This window comes from Nostoc sp. (assembly GCF_036917235.1).
Classification (GTDB): Bacteria; Cyanobacteriota; Cyanobacteriia; order Cyanobacteriales; family Nostocaceae; genus Nostoc.
On record NZ_JBALDU010000028.1, the window covers coordinates 24,094 to 40,036 of the forward strand.

The 15,943-nt window shown below is 42.3% G+C and carries 19 protein-coding genes and 1 pseudogene; 4 read left to right on the plus strand and 16 right to left on the minus strand.

Going from position 1 to position 15,943, the window contains the following annotated elements; translation table 11 throughout:
• Positions 1-181: 181 nt before the first annotated feature.
• A complete protein-coding gene (locus V7K44_RS08620) occupies positions 182-1,285 on the minus strand; it encodes a hypothetical protein (protein ID WP_334930529.1) in 1,104 nt (367 codons plus the stop codon).
• Between the two features lie 330 nt (positions 1,286-1,615).
• On the opposite strand from V7K44_RS08620, the gene V7K44_RS08625 reads away from it, so the two are divergent.
• Together V7K44_RS08625 and V7K44_RS08630 are read left to right on the plus strand one after the other, a co-directional pair.
• A complete protein-coding gene (locus V7K44_RS08625) occupies positions 1,616-1,957 on the plus strand; it encodes a type II toxin-antitoxin system RelE/ParE family toxin (RefSeq protein ID WP_334930531.1) in 342 nt (113 codons plus the stop codon).
• 4 nt (positions 1,958-1,961) lie between these two features.
• On the plus strand, positions 1,962-2,276 hold the full coding sequence (locus tag V7K44_RS08630) for a helix-turn-helix domain-containing protein (protein WP_334930533.1): 315 nt from the start codon (positions 1,962-1,964) through the stop codon (positions 2,274-2,276).
• Positions 2,277-2,332: 56 nt separating this feature from the next.
• On the opposite strand, the gene V7K44_RS08635 is transcribed toward V7K44_RS08630, so the two are convergent.
• The 6 genes from V7K44_RS08635 to V7K44_RS08660 form a co-directional block, all read right to left on the minus strand.
• Positions 2,333-4,039 (minus strand): N-acyl-D-amino-acid deacylase family protein, encoded by a 1,707-nt coding sequence (locus tag V7K44_RS08635; RefSeq protein ID WP_334930535.1) that lies wholly within the window; start codon positions 4,037-4,039, stop codon positions 2,333-2,335.
• Between the two features lie 21 nt (positions 4,040-4,060).
• Positions 4,061-4,480, minus strand: a complete 420-nt coding sequence (locus V7K44_RS08640; protein WP_334930537.1) for a retroviral-like aspartic protease — start codon at positions 4,478-4,480, stop codon at positions 4,061-4,063.
• Positions 4,473-4,733, minus strand: a complete 261-nt coding sequence (locus tag V7K44_RS08645; protein ID WP_334930539.1) for a hypothetical protein — start codon at positions 4,731-4,733, stop codon at positions 4,473-4,475. Before V7K44_RS08645 ends, V7K44_RS08640 begins: the two co-directional genes overlap by 8 nt.
• Before the next feature lie 542 nt (positions 4,734-5,275).
• A complete protein-coding gene (locus tag V7K44_RS08650; protein ID WP_334930541.1) occupies positions 5,276-6,565 on the minus strand; it encodes a glycosyltransferase in 1,290 nt (429 codons plus the stop codon).
• Between the two features lie 445 nt (positions 6,566-7,010).
• Positions 7,011-8,090 (minus strand): homoserine O-acetyltransferase MetX, encoded by a 1,080-nt coding sequence (gene metX / locus V7K44_RS08655; RefSeq protein WP_334930543.1) that lies wholly within the window; start codon positions 8,088-8,090, stop codon positions 7,011-7,013.
• Between the two features lie 109 nt (positions 8,091-8,199).
• The gene (locus tag V7K44_RS08660; RefSeq protein WP_334930545.1) at positions 8,200-9,504 is read right to left on the minus strand and encodes an O-acetylhomoserine aminocarboxypropyltransferase/cysteine synthase family protein; all 1,305 of its coding nucleotides are present in this window, start codon (positions 9,502-9,504) and stop codon (positions 8,200-8,202) included.
• A gap of 44 nt (positions 9,505-9,548) precedes the next feature.
• On the opposite strand from V7K44_RS08660, the gene V7K44_RS08665 reads away from it, so the two are divergent.
• A complete protein-coding gene (locus tag V7K44_RS08665) occupies positions 9,549-9,770 on the plus strand; it encodes a hypothetical protein (protein ID WP_334930547.1) in 222 nt (73 codons plus the stop codon).
• A gap of 146 nt (positions 9,771-9,916) precedes the next feature.
• On the opposite strand, the gene V7K44_RS08670 is transcribed toward V7K44_RS08665, so the two are convergent.
• The 8 genes and pseudogenes from V7K44_RS08670 to V7K44_RS33145 all read right to left on the minus strand — a co-directional run.
• Positions 9,917-10,615 (minus strand): glutathione binding-like protein, encoded by a 699-nt coding sequence (locus V7K44_RS08670; protein ID WP_334930549.1) that lies wholly within the window; start codon positions 10,613-10,615, stop codon positions 9,917-9,919.
• Positions 10,616-10,721: 106 nt separating this feature from the next.
• On the minus strand, positions 10,722-11,498 hold the full coding sequence (locus V7K44_RS08675) for a class I SAM-dependent methyltransferase (RefSeq protein ID WP_334930551.1): 777 nt from the start codon (positions 11,496-11,498) through the stop codon (positions 10,722-10,724).
• 34 nt (positions 11,499-11,532) lie between these two features.
• On the minus strand, positions 11,533-12,222 hold the full coding sequence (locus V7K44_RS08680) for an SDR family NAD(P)-dependent oxidoreductase (protein ID WP_334930553.1): 690 nt from the start codon (positions 12,220-12,222) through the stop codon (positions 11,533-11,535).
• 60 nt (positions 12,223-12,282) lie between these two features.
• Positions 12,283-12,789 (minus strand): endonuclease domain-containing protein, encoded by a 507-nt coding sequence (locus V7K44_RS08685; protein ID WP_334930555.1) that lies wholly within the window; start codon positions 12,787-12,789, stop codon positions 12,283-12,285.
• 81 nt (positions 12,790-12,870) lie between these two features.
• On the minus strand, positions 12,871-13,074 hold the full coding sequence (locus V7K44_RS08690) for a hypothetical protein (RefSeq protein ID WP_334930557.1): 204 nt from the start codon (positions 13,072-13,074) through the stop codon (positions 12,871-12,873).
• Positions 13,075-13,099: 25 nt separating this feature from the next.
• Positions 13,100-13,411, minus strand: a complete 312-nt coding sequence (locus V7K44_RS08695) for a ferredoxin (protein ID WP_334930559.1) — start codon at positions 13,409-13,411, stop codon at positions 13,100-13,102.
• Between the two features lie 109 nt (positions 13,412-13,520).
• Positions 13,521-14,369, minus strand: coding sequence for a uroporphyrinogen-III synthase (locus tag V7K44_RS08700; RefSeq protein ID WP_334930561.1), 849 nt, complete (start codon positions 14,367-14,369; stop codon positions 13,521-13,523).
• A 106-nt stretch (positions 14,370-14,475) separates the two neighbouring features.
• Positions 14,476-14,538 (minus strand): annotated as a pseudogene (locus tag V7K44_RS33145) (pentapeptide repeat-containing protein); the annotation flags it as partial.
• 138 nt (positions 14,539-14,676) lie between these two features.
• On the opposite strand from V7K44_RS33145, the gene V7K44_RS08705 reads away from it, so the two are divergent.
• Positions 14,677-15,588 carry a S1C family serine protease gene (locus V7K44_RS08705; RefSeq protein ID WP_334930562.1) on the plus strand — a complete coding sequence of 304 codons (912 nt, stop codon included), beginning with the start codon at positions 14,677-14,679 and terminating at the stop codon, positions 15,586-15,588.
• Positions 15,589-15,626: 38 nt separating this feature from the next.
• Here the strand turns inward: V7K44_RS08705 and V7K44_RS08710 are convergent, their stop codons facing one another.
• On the minus strand, positions 15,627-15,926 hold the full coding sequence (locus V7K44_RS08710) for a hypothetical protein (RefSeq protein WP_334930564.1): 300 nt from the start codon (positions 15,924-15,926) through the stop codon (positions 15,627-15,629).
• Positions 15,927-15,943: the final 17 nt, after the last annotated feature.

Sequence of the window (15,943 nt, forward strand, 5' to 3'; positions counted from 1 at the left end):
TGAAGTTTTACATTCATAAAAATAAGCATAAAGAAATTTTTTGCTATTTAAATTTTACAAGTTATTGAGAAGTGATTATCGGTGAGGCACAATTGCTGAATAAAGCGATCGCAGCGATGGCCGTAGGCATTGCTCTACAGATAAGGGTTAAACGCACTAGCAGCAGATAACCTTTGCAGTTTTAATGAGGAGGTATAAACTTATTTACCAGAGATACAAGAATTGCAGTGGCTAGACTTATGCAAGCGATCAAAACTGGATTCCAAACGATTCGCTCTTGCCGTCTGGCTTCTTCCTCTTTTCTTTTATACTCCTTTGCTTGCAGTGCTTCTTGTCTTTTACGCTCAAACTGATTGAGATGATACTTCGCCATTGCTCTTAGAGTTTCTTCTGGTAGTCCATAGATCCCAATACGCTCCCCGATTGGCTTTTCATCTTCAACCCAAGTATGCAAAGTTACTTCAGTTTGTCTCTCAAATAATGGTTGCAGTTTTTCAATTGCTTGAGCTTGGGCTGGCGTTTGCACAGATGCGTCTTGCACTTTGGCTAAAAAAACGTGTGCCTGATGTCCTTGCCACAAAGTTTCCTCAAAATCAAAATCTCCCATTTCAAAAAAGCAATGCGCCATAGTGATGTGGTACATTGCCCATGCTGTTTGACGAACATTGTTTTCTATAATAGCCTGGTCTGCAATCTGGGATAGTACAAACATTTTAAAAGCAAAAAACTCTCTTCGATCTTTATCTTGAGTCAGACGAATACAAATTTCATCTGCATGGTTTTCATCATCCCAATCTACTCCATCTAATAAAGGACTGTTTTTGAGAAAGAGTTCTGCTTTATCTTTATAAAACTTTAGTAAAGTTTCTAATTCTGCTTCTGATTTTGGCTCAACCGCCGCTAAAAGCATTCTGACTGTTAGTAAAAGACCATTTCTAGTAAAGAACCCTCTTCGTCTAGGGCTAAGTGAAAAAGGCTCCATTAGAACATGAAGAGATTCTCCCGCATTGACAACTAAACCTTGTCCATTTTCTGCTGGTGTTGGTGGAGTGTAGATAGTTTTGCCACACTCTGTACAGCTTCTTGAGACATAGCAACTTACATTACTACTTAAGGGTACAAGGCTTAAGCCACACCATGAGCAAAACCTCTGTTGCTTTACAAGATTTTCCTGTTCTAGTTCCTGCTCAGTCATGCTTTGAGTTTTGCGATTATTTTCTCTAGGATAGCTTTCCCAGTCAAAGTTGGCAGTCTTTAAGGTTATTGGCTCATAAGAATGTTTCAAGAATATACGGAAATTTTCTGTATATCACACTAACCAATTTAGCTAGGCGAAGGATTACAAACATTTTAAGTGAAAATCAATTAAGACCCATCTCCAAACCTCTCCCCGAAGCGGAGAGAGGCTTAATTTCCGTAATATCTGTATGTAAATTTAAGGTAACTAAATCTTTTCCGGAGATGTCTAATTCACCCAGAAAACAAAACACTTCCCAACTTTTCACGCCCCAAGCGATCGCTCACCTTACCCGCGCAAACAACCTGAATCCTATTAATATAAGTTCCTTTTCATAAGTATATTATATTGATATATCAGATATGATATAAATACAGTATGGGAGATCAAAGTAAGCCTTTAGTTTGGCTGCATGGTGAAGTTAAAACCCCACCTTTCAGTCAAGAAGCACGCATCGAAGCGGGTGTTCTGCTCAGACAATTACAGGAAGGTGAATCTCTTGGGTTGCCACATTCGCGCCCTATGTCAAGTATAGGAATTCACTGTCATGAATTACGTATTCGAGATGCAGATAAAAACTGGAGGATTATTTATCGAATTGATGACGATGCAATCTTGATTGTTGAAGTCTTTAATAAAACAACGAGAACAACATCCAAGAAAGTAATTGAGGTTTGCAAAAAGCGCCTGAGCAAATATGATACGGATCAACAGGAGTAATGCAATGGATCAAGCTAAGAAAGAACGTTTGGAATCTAAAGGCTGGAAAATTGGCACAGTTTCAGATTTTTTGGAGTTAACACCCGAAGAAACTATCCTTGTTGAAATTAAGCTAGCTCTCAGCCAAAACTTGAAGGAGCGTCGGCAAAAATTGATGACTCAAAGTGAACTTGCTGCTAAGATTAGTTCCAGCCAACCTCGAATTGCTAAAGCTGAAAATGGCGATGCTTCAGTATCAATTGAATTGTTGATTCGGGCAATGTTAGCAACAGGTGCAACTCCTCAAGATATTGGGCAAGTTATTGCTGATGTGGGATAAAAGCAATTCAATCCTAAACTCTCAAACCTCATCTTTGCGTCTCTGCGTAAAATAATTCAAGCAGGAAACAAAACACTTCCCAATTTTTCACGCCCCAAGCGATCGCTCACTTCACCCCGACAAACAACCCGAACCCCATTAATATAAACCCCTTGCACAATCTCATCCGAACCACGCTTAACCATCCGAGGTTCACCATCTAAAACGGGATCTGATATCTGCACTTGCGGGCTAATTGGCTGATTTAAAGCATTGGGATCGAGTAAAACTATATCCGCTTTCGCACCAACTTTGATAACTCCCGTATCAAGACCAAACCAACAAGCAGGTTCTCCGGTAACGCGGCAAATCGCAGCTTCTGGTGAAAGGAACTTCGTTGTAACTGCTTGTTTGAGCAAAGACAAAGCTCCATCATAGTAGCCCAGGTTACGCACGTGAGCGCCAGCATCAGTAAAACCAGGCAAAATATGAGGATGCTGCATCATGGCTAAACGGGGTTTTAGGCGATCGTTTGCTCCTGTCGCCATCCAGCGTAAGTCTGTATCGTATTTTTGTAATGCGTGGATAAATAAATCTACTGGTTCTTGTTGCTTTTGACGAGCAATTTGGGCAAAACTTAAGCCTTGCCAACTTGCTTCAGGACAATGAATAACTTCCATCAAATCTAACTGGCGATGGAATGATTTATGTCGTTTACTCAGCCATTCTTTACGAAACTGACGACGAAATATTTCCGATGCCCATAGTTGTTGTCTTTCTTCTGGTGACTGACAGCCATTGAGTTGTGCGCCTGTGGAGAATTCTTCAAATAAGGGAGTCACAGATCCATCAGAGTAAATGGTGAAGGGTTCGGTTAGGGTTTGAAAGCGCACATTCCCATTTAGAAGCCGATTCCAAATAAAAAGTAGAGGGGAAAATATTCGCCATAGTTTGCGATCATGTACGGCATCTAAGGCTGAGAGGACTGTTAGCCGCAGTGGTTTTTGTCCAATCCCTGAACCCATCCGCAGAATCTCTACAAAGGAAGTAAGTCGTTGTATGTTGGGTGTGACTTGAAAAACGCGATCGCACCGCCGACACAAATCTGCTAACATTGCATATTCTTTAAATTTAGCGTGTTGAGAAGGAATTGTACAGCCTTGCCATTCTCCACTCATCCGATGCCAGGGAAACATATCAATAGAAATGCCAATAAAGCCAGCATCTATTGCATCTCTGGCTATGCGCTGCATAAGTTTTAGTTCAAATTTTGTCGGCTGAACGGTTAAGCTGCGTTCTAACCCCATTACATGAGCGCGTAAGGCACTGTGTCCAAACATTGGGGCAACATTGGGGCCAAGGGGTAACTGTTGCAAATGCTGTAAATATTCTGCTGGTGTCTGCCAGGAAACCGACTTTTGTAGCCATTTTGCAATCAGCCGATGGGAAAGTGTCTCTACCCTCTGAAAAATATCAGCTAAGATTTGGGGTTCTGCGATCGCAACAGACAAGCTACAGTTACCAATAACCACGCTGGTAACGCCATGACGCACTGATTCACTCAATCCTGGTGCAATTTCTAACTCTAAATCGTAATGAGTATGAATATCTATAAATCCAGGTGTCACCCATAACCCAGATGCATCAACCACTTCACACGCTGGGGTAGTTAACGAGGGTGCAAGGGTGACAATGCGGCCGTCTTGAATGCCGATATCTCCGCGAACAGGTGGAGAACCTAAGCCATCGAAAATTAACCCGTTTTGAATCAGCAAATCTAACATGATGTTTGTTTTTTCTAACCGCTATGATTTTCTTGGATGTAGTTCAAAAGCTAAATCTGTGCGGTAAAAACATACATCAAACTCTGCAAAAAAATTTGTATGTCCAAGTATCAGAGGTACTTCCCTGCATTTTGTCCAAGCAAATACCAAAAGAACGGGTGAAAACTCGGCAATTGTAGCTGATAGCACTAAACCGCGTGCTTCCATTGGAGCCAGATTACCGCTTAACTGGACTGGAACTTTTTGCTCTTCCCAAACTGCTCCTAATTGCAGACCAATTTCATAAGGTAAGACATTGACACTTGCACCTGTATCCAGTAATGCCATAACTTCCAAAGACCGGTTTCTGTAGGTCAACATTAATGGCAAATAGGGCATTGTACTTGGTATACCGAAACTATTGTTCCGCTCAATAAAAGGAAATTTTTTGCTATTAAGCATTTCCTTCCTGCTTTGCTGCCTTAATAAGTTCAGACAATGTTTCAGCAGCTTCGTAAGCCTCATAGGGAGACCAGACAACTGCTTCAGTAGAAGCTAGTTGCTCTAGGAGTAAGTTTTCTCGATCTTGTTCATCGGTTGGTTCTAACTCGCAACCATCTTCTCTAGCAACCTCTCGCAATAGAAAATGTATAAGGCGTAACTTGTCTTGGTGTGATAGTTGACTAACAGCAGGAAGCAGTTCATTTAGAGGCATACTGTTACTCTCAAATGGGAGTTTATTGCCATTATAGACTGGGAGTTTATTGGAAATGGCGCGATCGCTTGTCTTTGAATAATTATCAACCTACCAATAACCTCTGCTTCCAGTAAGTAAGTCGGCATTAATATTTCAAGTTATGTTAAGAAATTTAATAGGGTGTGTTGTCACCAAGCGCCGCACCATCAGGAATCTAAGGTGCTACAAACTAACATGATTCTCCATTTTGATAATCTCAGCAAATTTTATTTGTGTTCTTGATAAAACTGAAAATAAATTTTATATTTATTTTTTTTTGCATTTGGTTTCTTTAAATTTAAAAAAATTAGATATTTTGATTATTTTCAGAACGTCCATTAAGATCATTGATAACCTTTATTTTAAGAGGAAACCCTGCTCTGCTTAATAATTTATCAGCATTAAATATAGATTATTTAAATTATTCTGACGCTTGTTTGTATCATCTATATTCTCGATGTTTACTTACTCCAATTAACATAAAGTATTTCTTATGTTTTTTTATAAGATTATCTGATTCTTCAATCATACTTTCTTCCACCACGATGCTCAGTTTTTACCCAGTGCGATCGCTCCCTTTGCACACACATCTTTAAAGTCGTCACAATCATCACAGGAATCCAATGCATCATGTATAATGACCCTTGAATTGTTGCCGAAACTAAAGACCATCCTCGTAAATTTTGAAATTGGTAAAGTCCAGCAATAAAAGCAATAGTCAGAATGATGCTGAGTAGTGTCTGGAGTAGAAACAGAACAGGATGATGGCTATAAAATATTGTCCAAAGTAAATCAGGGATTAGTCCAATTGGCAGAAGAAATTGCAAGAGAAAAAACAATAGTAAATCAATTTGTTTCGCCCAACCTAAAGTAAGAATTTGCGGGAAATAATCTAGGTAACGCTGATAGCCACCTTCAGCCCAACGACAGCGTTGATTCCAAAGTTTTTCCCAGGTAGTTACGCCTTCTTCCTGAATTGATGGAACTGTAACAAACTCAATTTCTGCACCTGCTAAATAGAGTTTGAAACAAAGATCCAAATCATCGGTGACAGTGTTCTCATTCCAACCTTGACACTTTTCTAACAATTCCCGACGAACTAACATCCCATTACCCCGTAGTTCAGACATTCCACCAATAGCAATGCGATGGGTTTGTAAAAAGCTATCACAGCACATTTCCATCTGCTGACAACGGGTTAAGAAGTTGGTATTAGCATTAGAAATCGATTTTCGCACTTGCACTGCACCGATCGCTTGCTTCTGAAACAGAGGTACTGTTTGCTGGAGAAAATTGGCTCTTAATTGAGCATCTGCATCGCAGACTAGAATAATCTCCCCTTGGGTAAAGGGAAACACCGCATTCAATGCCCCTGATTTACCACCTTTTGATTCCCGTCGATGAACTTGTAAAGCTGGGAATTGAGTTTGTAATTCCTTCAATATCTGGGGAGTTTCATCGGTACTACCATCATCAACAATCCAGATATCTAGGGAATCGCTAGGATAATTCAATTGGCATAAGCTGTAAACTAGATTAGCCAAAACTGAACTTTCATTTTTAGCCGGAACTAAAATCGAGACTGGCGGTAAATAAATCTCACTCTCCATCACTGCCGCCACTGGTTTTGATAGCAGCATCTGTAATGTTTGCACAGTCAGGACTGCCGTTAATCCCAGCATCAACCATTGTGTTTCTGGTAGCCAGTGCAGCAAACTCACGCCACCCCAAACTAATAAAACTACTATGGTTGCTTTGAGACGGCGATGAAAACTAATATTTTTACTGGGCTGATAAGTACTTATTCCCACTTTATTTGCTATATCCTTTCGGTTCGTGGCTTAGTCCTGCGACGTAATAATAGCATCGTCGCTGCTCCCAGAAGGAAACCGCCTACACCTGCTGCAACTGCTAGAATTCGCCCCCAATTGTTGAGCAGCATTCAACACTGGGTTATCCAGTAAATTGGAGGAGAAATGCAGCGATTGAATCGTCCATTTATCTTGGAGTTTTTACAGCACTGCTGTCCATCGCAAATCTGGTACACTATCTTTTAGTTGGCGCTGTCGCAAAACCTCAACTCCCGCGACTGTCGCCACTCTATAAAAAAATGTAGGTTGGGTGGAGGCTTTGCCAAAGCCAACATCCTGATATATGTTGGGTTGCGCTCCGCTCCACCCAGCTTAGGTCTGCACTGACGGTGCGTTACGCTGACGCGATACACACCCTACAAAACTACAAAATGAGATTATCGAGTTAGGAAGCTGAGAAATCTAAACTTTGCCGAAAAGAGATCAGCAATTCATTCAATACAGCCATATCAATTAAAAATGCATCATGTCCGTGGGTTGACTTCAGCCATGCCAGTTGAGCATTAGGGATTAAATTTGCCAATTCTTGTTGTTCTACTGGAGGATAGAGGATGTCAGAATCAATTGCGACAACTAAAGTCGGTTGCTGGATGCTTTGCAGAATATATTCATAATCTGACAAATCAGGACTGGTGCGATCGCGTGCAACATCATGGCGATCCATTGCGTGGGTGAGGGTAATGTAAGTATTAGCATCAAACCGTTCTGTCAGCTTTTGACCCTGATGCTGCAAGTAACTGGCTATAGTAAACTGCTCAGATGTATCATACTCGCGTCCAAAGCGAATTGTAAAACTATCCCAAGAACGGTAAGTAGACATCGCCATCATTCGGGCCACAGCCAATCCTTGGTTTGGGGGCGCATCCAAAGTGTAGTTCCCTCCTTGCCAGTTTGGATCGGCATAAATTGCCTGTCTTTGGGCTTCACTTAATCCAATACACCAAGCTGAATGTCTGCCAGAAACAGCAATGGGTACAATTCCTTTCACTTTTTCTGGATATAACAACGCCCACTCCAGTGCTTGCATCCCACCGAGTGAGCCACCAATTACTAACCGCAGAGATTGAACACCCAGGTATTCTAGTAGTGCAGCTTGCAGGTGAACCATATCTCGGATTGTAATCTTAGGGAAGGATACGCCATAATGGTTTGCCGTTATAGGGTTGATAGTAGTTGGCCCAGTTGTGCCGTAACAACTTCCCAAAATGTTGCTGCATACAATAAAGTCGCGTTCTGGATTGAAGGCTTTTCCCGAACCAAACAAAGGTTCCCACCAATCATCAGCATCAGCAGAACCAGTTAAGGCATGACAAATTAGTACCCCATTATCGCCTTGAGCATTTAACTGTCCCCAGGTGCGATAAGCAACCTGAACCCCAATTAATGTTTCGCCGCCTTCTAATTGAAATGGCATCGTCAGTTGGTAAAACTGGGTTTGCGGTGAGATGAAGTCTGAGTAGATCATATCTAGGAGTGGGGAGATGAGGGAGCAGGGGAAGCAGGGGGAGCAGGGGAAGCAGGGGGAGAAGAATTAATAACCAATGCCCAATGCCCCATTTCCCATTCCCCATTTATTAACTCCTAACTTGCTGGAATGCCTGCTCAAAATCTTCTTTGATGTCGTCGATATGTTCAATTCCCACTGATACTCGCACCAAATCGGGTGTCACACCTGCTGAAAGCTGTTCGTCATTACTTAGCTGTTGATGGGTTGTGGAAGCAGGATGAATAACGAGAGTTTTCGCATCACCAACATTTGCTAAATGACTCGCTAATTTCACATGATTAATAAAAGCTTTACCCACCTCCAGTCCACCTTTGATGCCAAAGTTTAAAACTCCCCCAAAGCCATGCCGAAGATATTTTTTCGCCCGTTCATGATGTGGGTGATTGAGAAGTCCGGGATAATTAACCCATAATACTTGCTCTTGTTGCTCTAACCACCGAGCCAATTCTAGGGCATTGCTCACATGACGATCTACACGTAAAGAGAGAGTTTCTAATCCTTGCAGTAACAGAAAGGCGTTAAATGGACTCAAGGACGGGCCAAAATCTCGCAATCCCTCGACTCTGGCGCGAATAATAAAGGCAATGTTACCAAAGGAACCACCGGGACCAAAGACTTCTTGGAAATTTAGCCCATGATAGCCGGGTGCTGGCTCAGTAAATAGAGGAAATTTGCCGTTACCCCAGTCAAATTTACCCGAATCGACAATTACGCCACCGATGGAAGTACCATGTCCACCAATCCATTTAGTTGCAGATTCCACTACTATATCTGCACCATGTTCAATTGGCCGAGCTAAATACCCACCAGCACCGAAGGTATTATCCACAATTAAAGGAATGCCATTTTCGTGGGCAATGTGAGCTAAAGCGGCAAAGTCGGGAATGTTGAATTGAGGATTGCCAATGGTTTCAACGTATAATGCTTTCGTGCGATCGTCGATCGCCTGACGAAAACTTTCTGTGTCATCTCCCTCAACAAACTTGACTTTAATGCCTAAGCGTGGTAAGGAAACTTTAAATTGGTTATATGTTCCACCATAGAGAAAACTAGTGGAAACAATATTATCCCCAGCCTGAGCGATGGTGCTGATTGCCAAGAATTGCGCTGCTTGCCCACTAGCGGTTGCTAATGCTGCTACACCTCCTTCTAAGGCAGCAATCCGCTTTTCAAATACATCCGTCGTCGGGTTCATGATGCGGGTGTAAATGTTGCCAAATTCCTGGAGAGCAAATAACCGCGCTCCGTGGTCGGCGTCGTCAAAAACGTAGGAAGTCGTTTGGTAAATTGGTACAGCACGAGCATTCGTTCCAGGAGCCGGCTCTTGTCCAGCATGAACTTGCAGGGTTTCAAAACGATATTGTTCTGACATAAGCAGTTATTTGAGTTTCCAATTATACAAACAATTAATAATAATTGAGCCTTGTTTTGGATAAATCAACGGTAATTGGCAAGGCTTACCGTATTTTAACTGGTTGCGCCCAGGATTCCTCATCTTTAGCACAACAAGTTTGGTATAACTTACTCACTCACTTAGCGATCGCCACACTGTTGAAGAAGAATTCAGAAGCCATAATTCAGGAGCGGAGCCGGAGACGCTCCGCCTCCGCTCAGAATCAAGACGCTCGTGACGCTTGAAAACTCGCTAACGCTGCGCTATCCACCAGCAATACACTGAGTTTCGACTGCGCTCAACTACCGCACGTTGTTGTGTCATACAGAATACCCAACTGAATTCTGACTCCTGACTCCTGAATTCTGTTCGATAAGACAATTCAAATGGCTCAAGGCTGAATAGTCTTCGCCGACTGGTTAAATAACAATTCTCGTAACTTATTTGGATCGAGCGCTTCAGTTTTGAATGCTTCGGCTTTTTCGTAGGCGCGAATTGTTGCTGGACGCGCTTTTATTGTCTCAAACCAGCGTTTAACATGAGGAAAATCCTCTAAGTTTTGACTTTGGAGTTCATGCGGCACAATCCAGGGATAAGCAGCAATATCGGCGATGGAATAATCGCCAGCCACAAATTCTTTATCTGCTAGTTGCTTATTTAGCACTGCATATAAGCGTCCCGTCTCATTTACATAGCGGTTAATGGCATATTCAATCTTTTCGGGAGCATAAGTACTAAAGTGATGATTTTGTCCCGCCATTGGCCCTAATCCTGCCATTTGCCAGAACAACCATTCTAAAACTTGAGTACGATTTCGTAAATCTTGGGGGATTAATTTCCCGGTTTTTTCTGCCAAATATAGCAAGATTGCGCCAGACTCAAATACCGAAATTGGCGCACCTCCATCTGCTGGCTCGTGGTCAACGATCGCAGGCATACGATTATTAGGAGATATCTTCAGAAATTCCGGCTTAAATTGATCCCCAGCCGCGATATTCACAGGAATTATGGTGTATGGTAAGCCGACTTCTTCCAAGAAAATTGTGATTTTATGACCGTTTGGAGTTGCCCAATAGTAAAGTTCAATCATGGTTATTTTCCTAAAATTGCGCGATTGTTTTGTAGATTAATAGTGCGTTACAGACATCTCTTAATTACGAATTACGTTAGCGTAGCGGGGCGAAGCCCATTAGGAATTACGAATTAGATTGTGGTGCTTTTGCGATCGCAGCCCAAACTCTATGGTGAACCTGAAGAATTGGTGTAGGATATTGTGTTTCGAGCAATGTTGCCAATTCCTGGTCAAATACTTCTACTTTTTCTGGTGTCAAACTGGCTCCCACACCAGCACTCGCCCGAATTCGTCCCCGCCAATCTTCGTGTGTATAAGAGACAAATACATCATAAGAAAATGTGCGGATTTCTCGGAATCCTCCTTCGCCAATATCTTGTAACCACAGAGGATACAATCCATTACCGCCGTCCAAATTCCACACGGGATTATGAGCTTTGATCAGTTGTTCCGTTGCTTGAACTACATTACCTTTTAAGGGTATCCAATCAAAATGTGCGATCGCGAGCAAGCCATTTACTCTCAATATACGAGTAATTTCCTGGACAGCAAGTGGACGGTCAAACCAATGCCAACACTGTCCAGCTGTCACCACATCCGCACTGGCGTCTGGTAACTCGGTATGCTCGGCAGTTGCGACTCGATAATCTACTTTCAGTTGGACAGCTTCGCTTAACAGTCTCGCTTGTTCTAAAAGTGAGGCTGATGGATCTATGGCAATGACATCAGCACCTCTATCGGCAAAGCCCCGCGCTAGTGTTCCTGTTCCGGTGCCGAGGTCAACAATATTCTGCCCTGGTAAACCTATACCATATTCAGAGAGTTTGTTAAATAATGAACTGGGAAAACCAGCGCGGTGTTTTGCGTAATCAGTAGCAGTTGCACCAAAATCAATTTTCATACCTACAAAACTATTTTTGTAACAATTGTTTAGGTTAGAAGTTCTCTACCCACGGACGTAGTTCTACTTCATAAGTCCAAGCACTGCGAGGTTGGCGGAGAATACTGAGATAAGTTTGAGCGATCGCATCCGGGTCAAGAGTACTATCAGGATTATCTACTGGATCTTGGCGGTCTGCGGATCTGATTGCTCCATCAATCACGAAATGCGCCACATGGATATTCTTTGGTGCTAATTCTCTAGCAATACTCTGAGCCAAACCGCGTAGTGCAAATTTACCCATTGCAAAGGGAGCGGACAGAGGATAACCCTTAACACTGGCTGAGGCTCCAGTAAAAAATATAGCACCACCACCAAGTTGTAAAAACCTTTTGGTAGCAGCTTGAGCCACAAGAAAGCCACCATAAGCAGTGACATCTAAGGTTTTTGCCACTTCACCAGGGTCTAGATCGACAAGAGGCCCCCGCACCCGGAAACTGGGATTGTAAACGACAATATTCGGGGAACCGATTTTATTGTCAACATCAATAAATAACTGTTCTACTTCATCTGGCTTTGAGGCATCAGCGGCGAAACTAACTGCGCCAATTTCACTACTCAATTGAGTAATTTTTTCAATTTGGCGAGCCGCTAAAGCTACGGTGAATCCTTCTTTGGCAAATAGGCGAGCTAAAGAAGCGCTCAGTCCATTACCTGCACCGACAATTAAAGCTGTTGTTGCCATAAATTCAATTCTCCCGATCCTGCAAAATTTTAGTTCCCCTGCTCCCTTGGGGATAAGGAGTTAGAGGATGAGGGCTTGAGCAATTGTATGTAAAACTAACTCGATATCATTAAATATTTGCTCATTACTAAAGCGAATCACAGTCAAGTGATTAGATTTTAACCAGTTTTCTCTGATAAAATCTTCAGCCTGCTGATTTGCATGAATACTACCATCTAATTCAATAATTAGTAATTTTTCGTGACAATAAAAATCAGTGATATATCTACCAATATTATGTTGTCTGGGAAATTTTGTATTTAACAAACGTCTATTTCTTAAATATTCCCATAATATTTCTTCTGCTGGCGTTTGTTGTTTTCTTAACTTGCGGGCGCGTTCTAATAATACTTTCGGAATTTGTCGGTTACTACCAGCTAATTTAGCAATTTCCGCCCTCACCCCTAGCCCCTCTCCCTCTGGGAGAGGGGAACAAGATAAATCTTGTGGATATTTATTCTCTTCTTCCTCTTTTTCTTGACTCCCTCTCCCCAAGGGAGAGGGTTGGGGTGAGGGCTGATATTCCATAATTCTGCACCTACAACAAACTCATCTGTCCCCTTATCTTTCCCCTTTTTTATCCAGACTTAGAACGGTTGTAAGTTTTGGTTAATCTTTCAGACAATGCAAATTACCAAAAAGTTGCTGCACATCGAAACCAATTTGCGATCGCAGCTTAATTTCTACACCTTTTTTAAAGTAACGCATACAATGGACGGCTTCTACTGCCAGCAACGGAGGCAGCAACCCAATGAGCAGCATTTTCAGCCGGAGAAACAAGATTTGAAAAGGGTTAGGGCTTAAGTATGACACTAATCCCCTTAACCCTTACCCCTTCTTAAGCGTTAAGCGCTTCTTCTTGATGGGTTTCGATAACGCAATCAGAAGTGGGCCTGGCAACGCAGGTAAGAACCCATCCTTCGTCAATTTGATCGTTGTCTAAGAAGTTCTGATCTGATTGGTCAACTGTACCTGAAATTAGCTTCCCGGTACAGGTAGAGCAAGAACCAGCGTTACAGGAATAGGGCAAGTCAAGCCCATTTTCCTCGTTAGCGATCTCTAGGATATATTCATCATCAGGGACTTCAATTACGTGTTCACCTGCGTTTTCACCTTCTGGGATACGTAATGTAACCTTGTAAGTTGCCATGTAAAAATTCCTAACTCAATATAAACTCCATTTTCGATACTACGGGTTTATGTGCAGCTAGTCTAGAGTGAAATCTGGTTGATTATTTTACATCTTGAGACGCTTAGTTTTAATCGCAAGTAAGAGTAAAAAATGTTGCGATCGCTTCAGCAAATCCCTCAAATGAACTATAATCTCTAGCCACGATAGCAACATTCATACCCAACTTTTGGGCATTAGCAGTTGTATAAGGGCCAAAACATGCAATAACACAATGTTCGTAATCGCTTTGCGAGTTGACCATTGTCAAAAAGCTTTCTACTTCCGCTGTGCTACTAAAGGCAATTACATCAATAATTCCTTTACGCATCAGGTTTAATTCCATACCATAGATAGTTTTATCTAAACCCTGTGTAATGTATGTGGGTACGCGAGTTACTTCTATACCCAATTTCTGCAAATCCGTAATCAAATTGGGTACAACATCAGGTTCAGACAAACCCACAACTTCTGGAGCCGGGATCAGCACTTTTTTCTCGTGAATTTGCGGAATTTTCGCTAATTCAGCTACAATTCCGGCTGGGCTAGATTCTGTTGGGATTAAATCTACCTTGCCACAAAAAGACAATAAGCTTTCTGCATCTTTTCCTAATGCACATAAGTGACATTTTTCTACTACAGATATAGGAATATTCAAATCATTTATACGCTGAAAAAATGCTGTGATTCCGTTTCGACTTGTGAAGAGAATCCAATCAAATTTGTTTATATCGGCTAAAGCGGCATCTAACTGAGTGTAGTTTGATAAATAGCAGGTTTCGATAGTAGGCATGAGAATAGGTAAACCACCTTGTTTGATGATTTGTTCGGATAACCTATAAGCATAATTTCTCGGTGCTGTTACTAAAATTCTTTTGCCATAGAGAGGTAATTCTCTAGATGGTGTGAGCAGGTTGATTTCTCTTGATTGGGTGTGCAATTTGTTTATCTTTCATTTCATGGCTATTCCACCTTATAATGGGCGTTGCTTAATTTATAGCGGTTTTCAGTTGAGTTCAATACAGACCTAACCCCCAACCCCTTCCCTACTCGCTCAAATTAGCACCTCTCAAGTTGGCACTACACAAATTAGCGCCAGTAAGATTAGCTCTACATTCAGCAACGCCAAGAGCTTATATAAATCCTAGCCATTTTTCTAGGGTGAATTACTCCCCATTTTTCCGATGTCATCTGTGTTGATAAAACGGCACTATATGAACATCTAAGAACGTTTGCACAAAAATCTTATGTCTTCATTACTGGCTTTGTCCAACAGTTTAGCTGACACCGTAGAACAAGCTGGAAGTGCTGTAGTTGCGGTAAATGGCGGTACTCGTGTTTCCCCAAGTGGCATTCACTGGCGTAATGGTATCATTGTTACCTCTGATGAGTGCCTCCAGCGCTATGACGATATCACGATTACCTTATCAAATGGTAGCACTGCACCAGTAACACTCGTCGGTCATGACTCTAGCACCGATATAGCTGTTTTTAAACTAGAAAATGCAGAAATACCTGTGGCCAAAGTTGGCGATGCTAAAACGCTCAAAGTTGGTCATCTGGTACTAGGACTGGCAAGAGGTGGCGAAGGTGACTTAAGGGCAGCTATGGGTGCAGTGAGTGTGGTTAGCGGTGCTTGGCGGAGTATGAATGGTGGGAATATTGACCAATTTATCCGCCCAGACATCACCTTATACTCTGGCTTTGCAGGTGGGCCGCTCGTAGATGCTGCTGGTTTTGTGGTAGGTATGAATACATCGGGGCGGCGTGGTACTGCTCTGACAATTCCCACTGCGACTGTCGATCGCGTGGTTGACCAATTAGTAGCAAAAGGACGCATTTCTAAGGGCTACTTGGGTGTGGGGATGCAACCTGTACGTTTACCAAATAATCTGAAAACTGCTCTCAATTTAAGTTCGGCAACTGGGGTAATTGTTGTCAATGTTGAGGCTGCGGGGCCTGCTGACAATGCAGGTATACTGCTTGGCGATGTTTTGGTAACGTTCGATGGCGTAACTGTGGGCGATACAGGTGATGTGTTAGCGCTGCTCAATAATAGCGATCGCATTGGTAAAGTTGTCAACGTCCAAGTTGTCCGGGGTGGAGTGTTAATTGAGTTAGCGATCGCAGTTGGCGAACGACCTATTAAAGAAGAATAATCCCAATTTGGGATAGGTTCAACTAGCTGTGTCAAGATTTATCTAAATTTTCTATTCATTTGAGCTTCTGAACTCGGAACTTGCACCTTTTTACTCGAACGTTGAGCCTCTGAACTCGGAACTTCGACCTTTTTACTCGAACGTTGAGCCTCTGAACTCGGAAATTGCACCTTTTTACTCGAACGTTGAGCCTCTGAACTCGGAACTTGCACCTTTTTACTCGAACGTTGAGCCTTTGAACTCGGAACTTGCACCTTTTTACTCGAACGTTGAGCCTCTGAACTCGGAAGTTGCACCTTTTTACTCGAACGTTGAGCCTCTGAACTCGGAAGTTGCACCTTTTTGCTCGAACGTT

Bases quoted from the DNA above. Each gene is read 5' to 3' on its own strand.
- V7K44_RS08625 (WP_334930531.1), top strand. From the start codon at position 1,616: ATGGGAGATCAAAGTAAGCCTTTAGTTTGGCTGCATGGTGAAGTTAAA.
- V7K44_RS08630 (WP_334930533.1), top strand. From the start codon at position 1,962: ATGGATCAAGCTAAGAAAGAACGTTTGGAATCTAAAGGCTGGAAAATT.
- V7K44_RS08635 (WP_334930535.1), bottom strand. From the start codon at position 4,039: ATGTTAGATTTGCTGATTCAAAACGGGTTAATTTTCGATGGCTTAGGT.
- V7K44_RS08640 (WP_334930537.1), bottom strand. From the start codon at position 4,480: ATGCTTAATAGCAAAAAATTTCCTTTTATTGAGCGGAACAATAGTTTC.
- V7K44_RS08645 (WP_334930539.1), bottom strand. From the start codon at position 4,733: ATGCCTCTAAATGAACTGCTTCCTGCTGTTAGTCAACTATCACACCAA.
- metX (WP_334930543.1), bottom strand. From the start codon at position 8,090: ATGATCTACTCAGACTTCATCTCACCGCAAACCCAGTTTTACCAACTG.
- V7K44_RS08660 (WP_334930545.1), bottom strand. From the start codon at position 9,504: ATGTCAGAACAATATCGTTTTGAAACCCTGCAAGTTCATGCTGGACAA.
- V7K44_RS08670 (WP_334930549.1), bottom strand. From the start codon at position 10,615: ATGATTGAACTTTACTATTGGGCAACTCCAAACGGTCATAAAATCACA.
- V7K44_RS08675 (WP_334930551.1), bottom strand. From the start codon at position 11,498: ATGAAAATTGATTTTGGTGCAACTGCTACTGATTACGCAAAACACCGC.
- V7K44_RS08680 (WP_334930553.1), bottom strand. From the start codon at position 12,222: ATGGCAACAACAGCTTTAATTGTCGGTGCAGGTAATGGACTGAGCGCT.
- V7K44_RS08685 (WP_334930555.1), bottom strand. From the start codon at position 12,789: ATGGAATATCAGCCCTCACCCCAACCCTCTCCCTTGGGGAGAGGGAGT.
- V7K44_RS08695 (WP_334930559.1), bottom strand. From the start codon at position 13,411: ATGGCAACTTACAAGGTTACATTACGTATCCCAGAAGGTGAAAACGCA.
- V7K44_RS08705 (WP_334930562.1), top strand. From the start codon at position 14,677: ATGTCTTCATTACTGGCTTTGTCCAACAGTTTAGCTGACACCGTAGAA.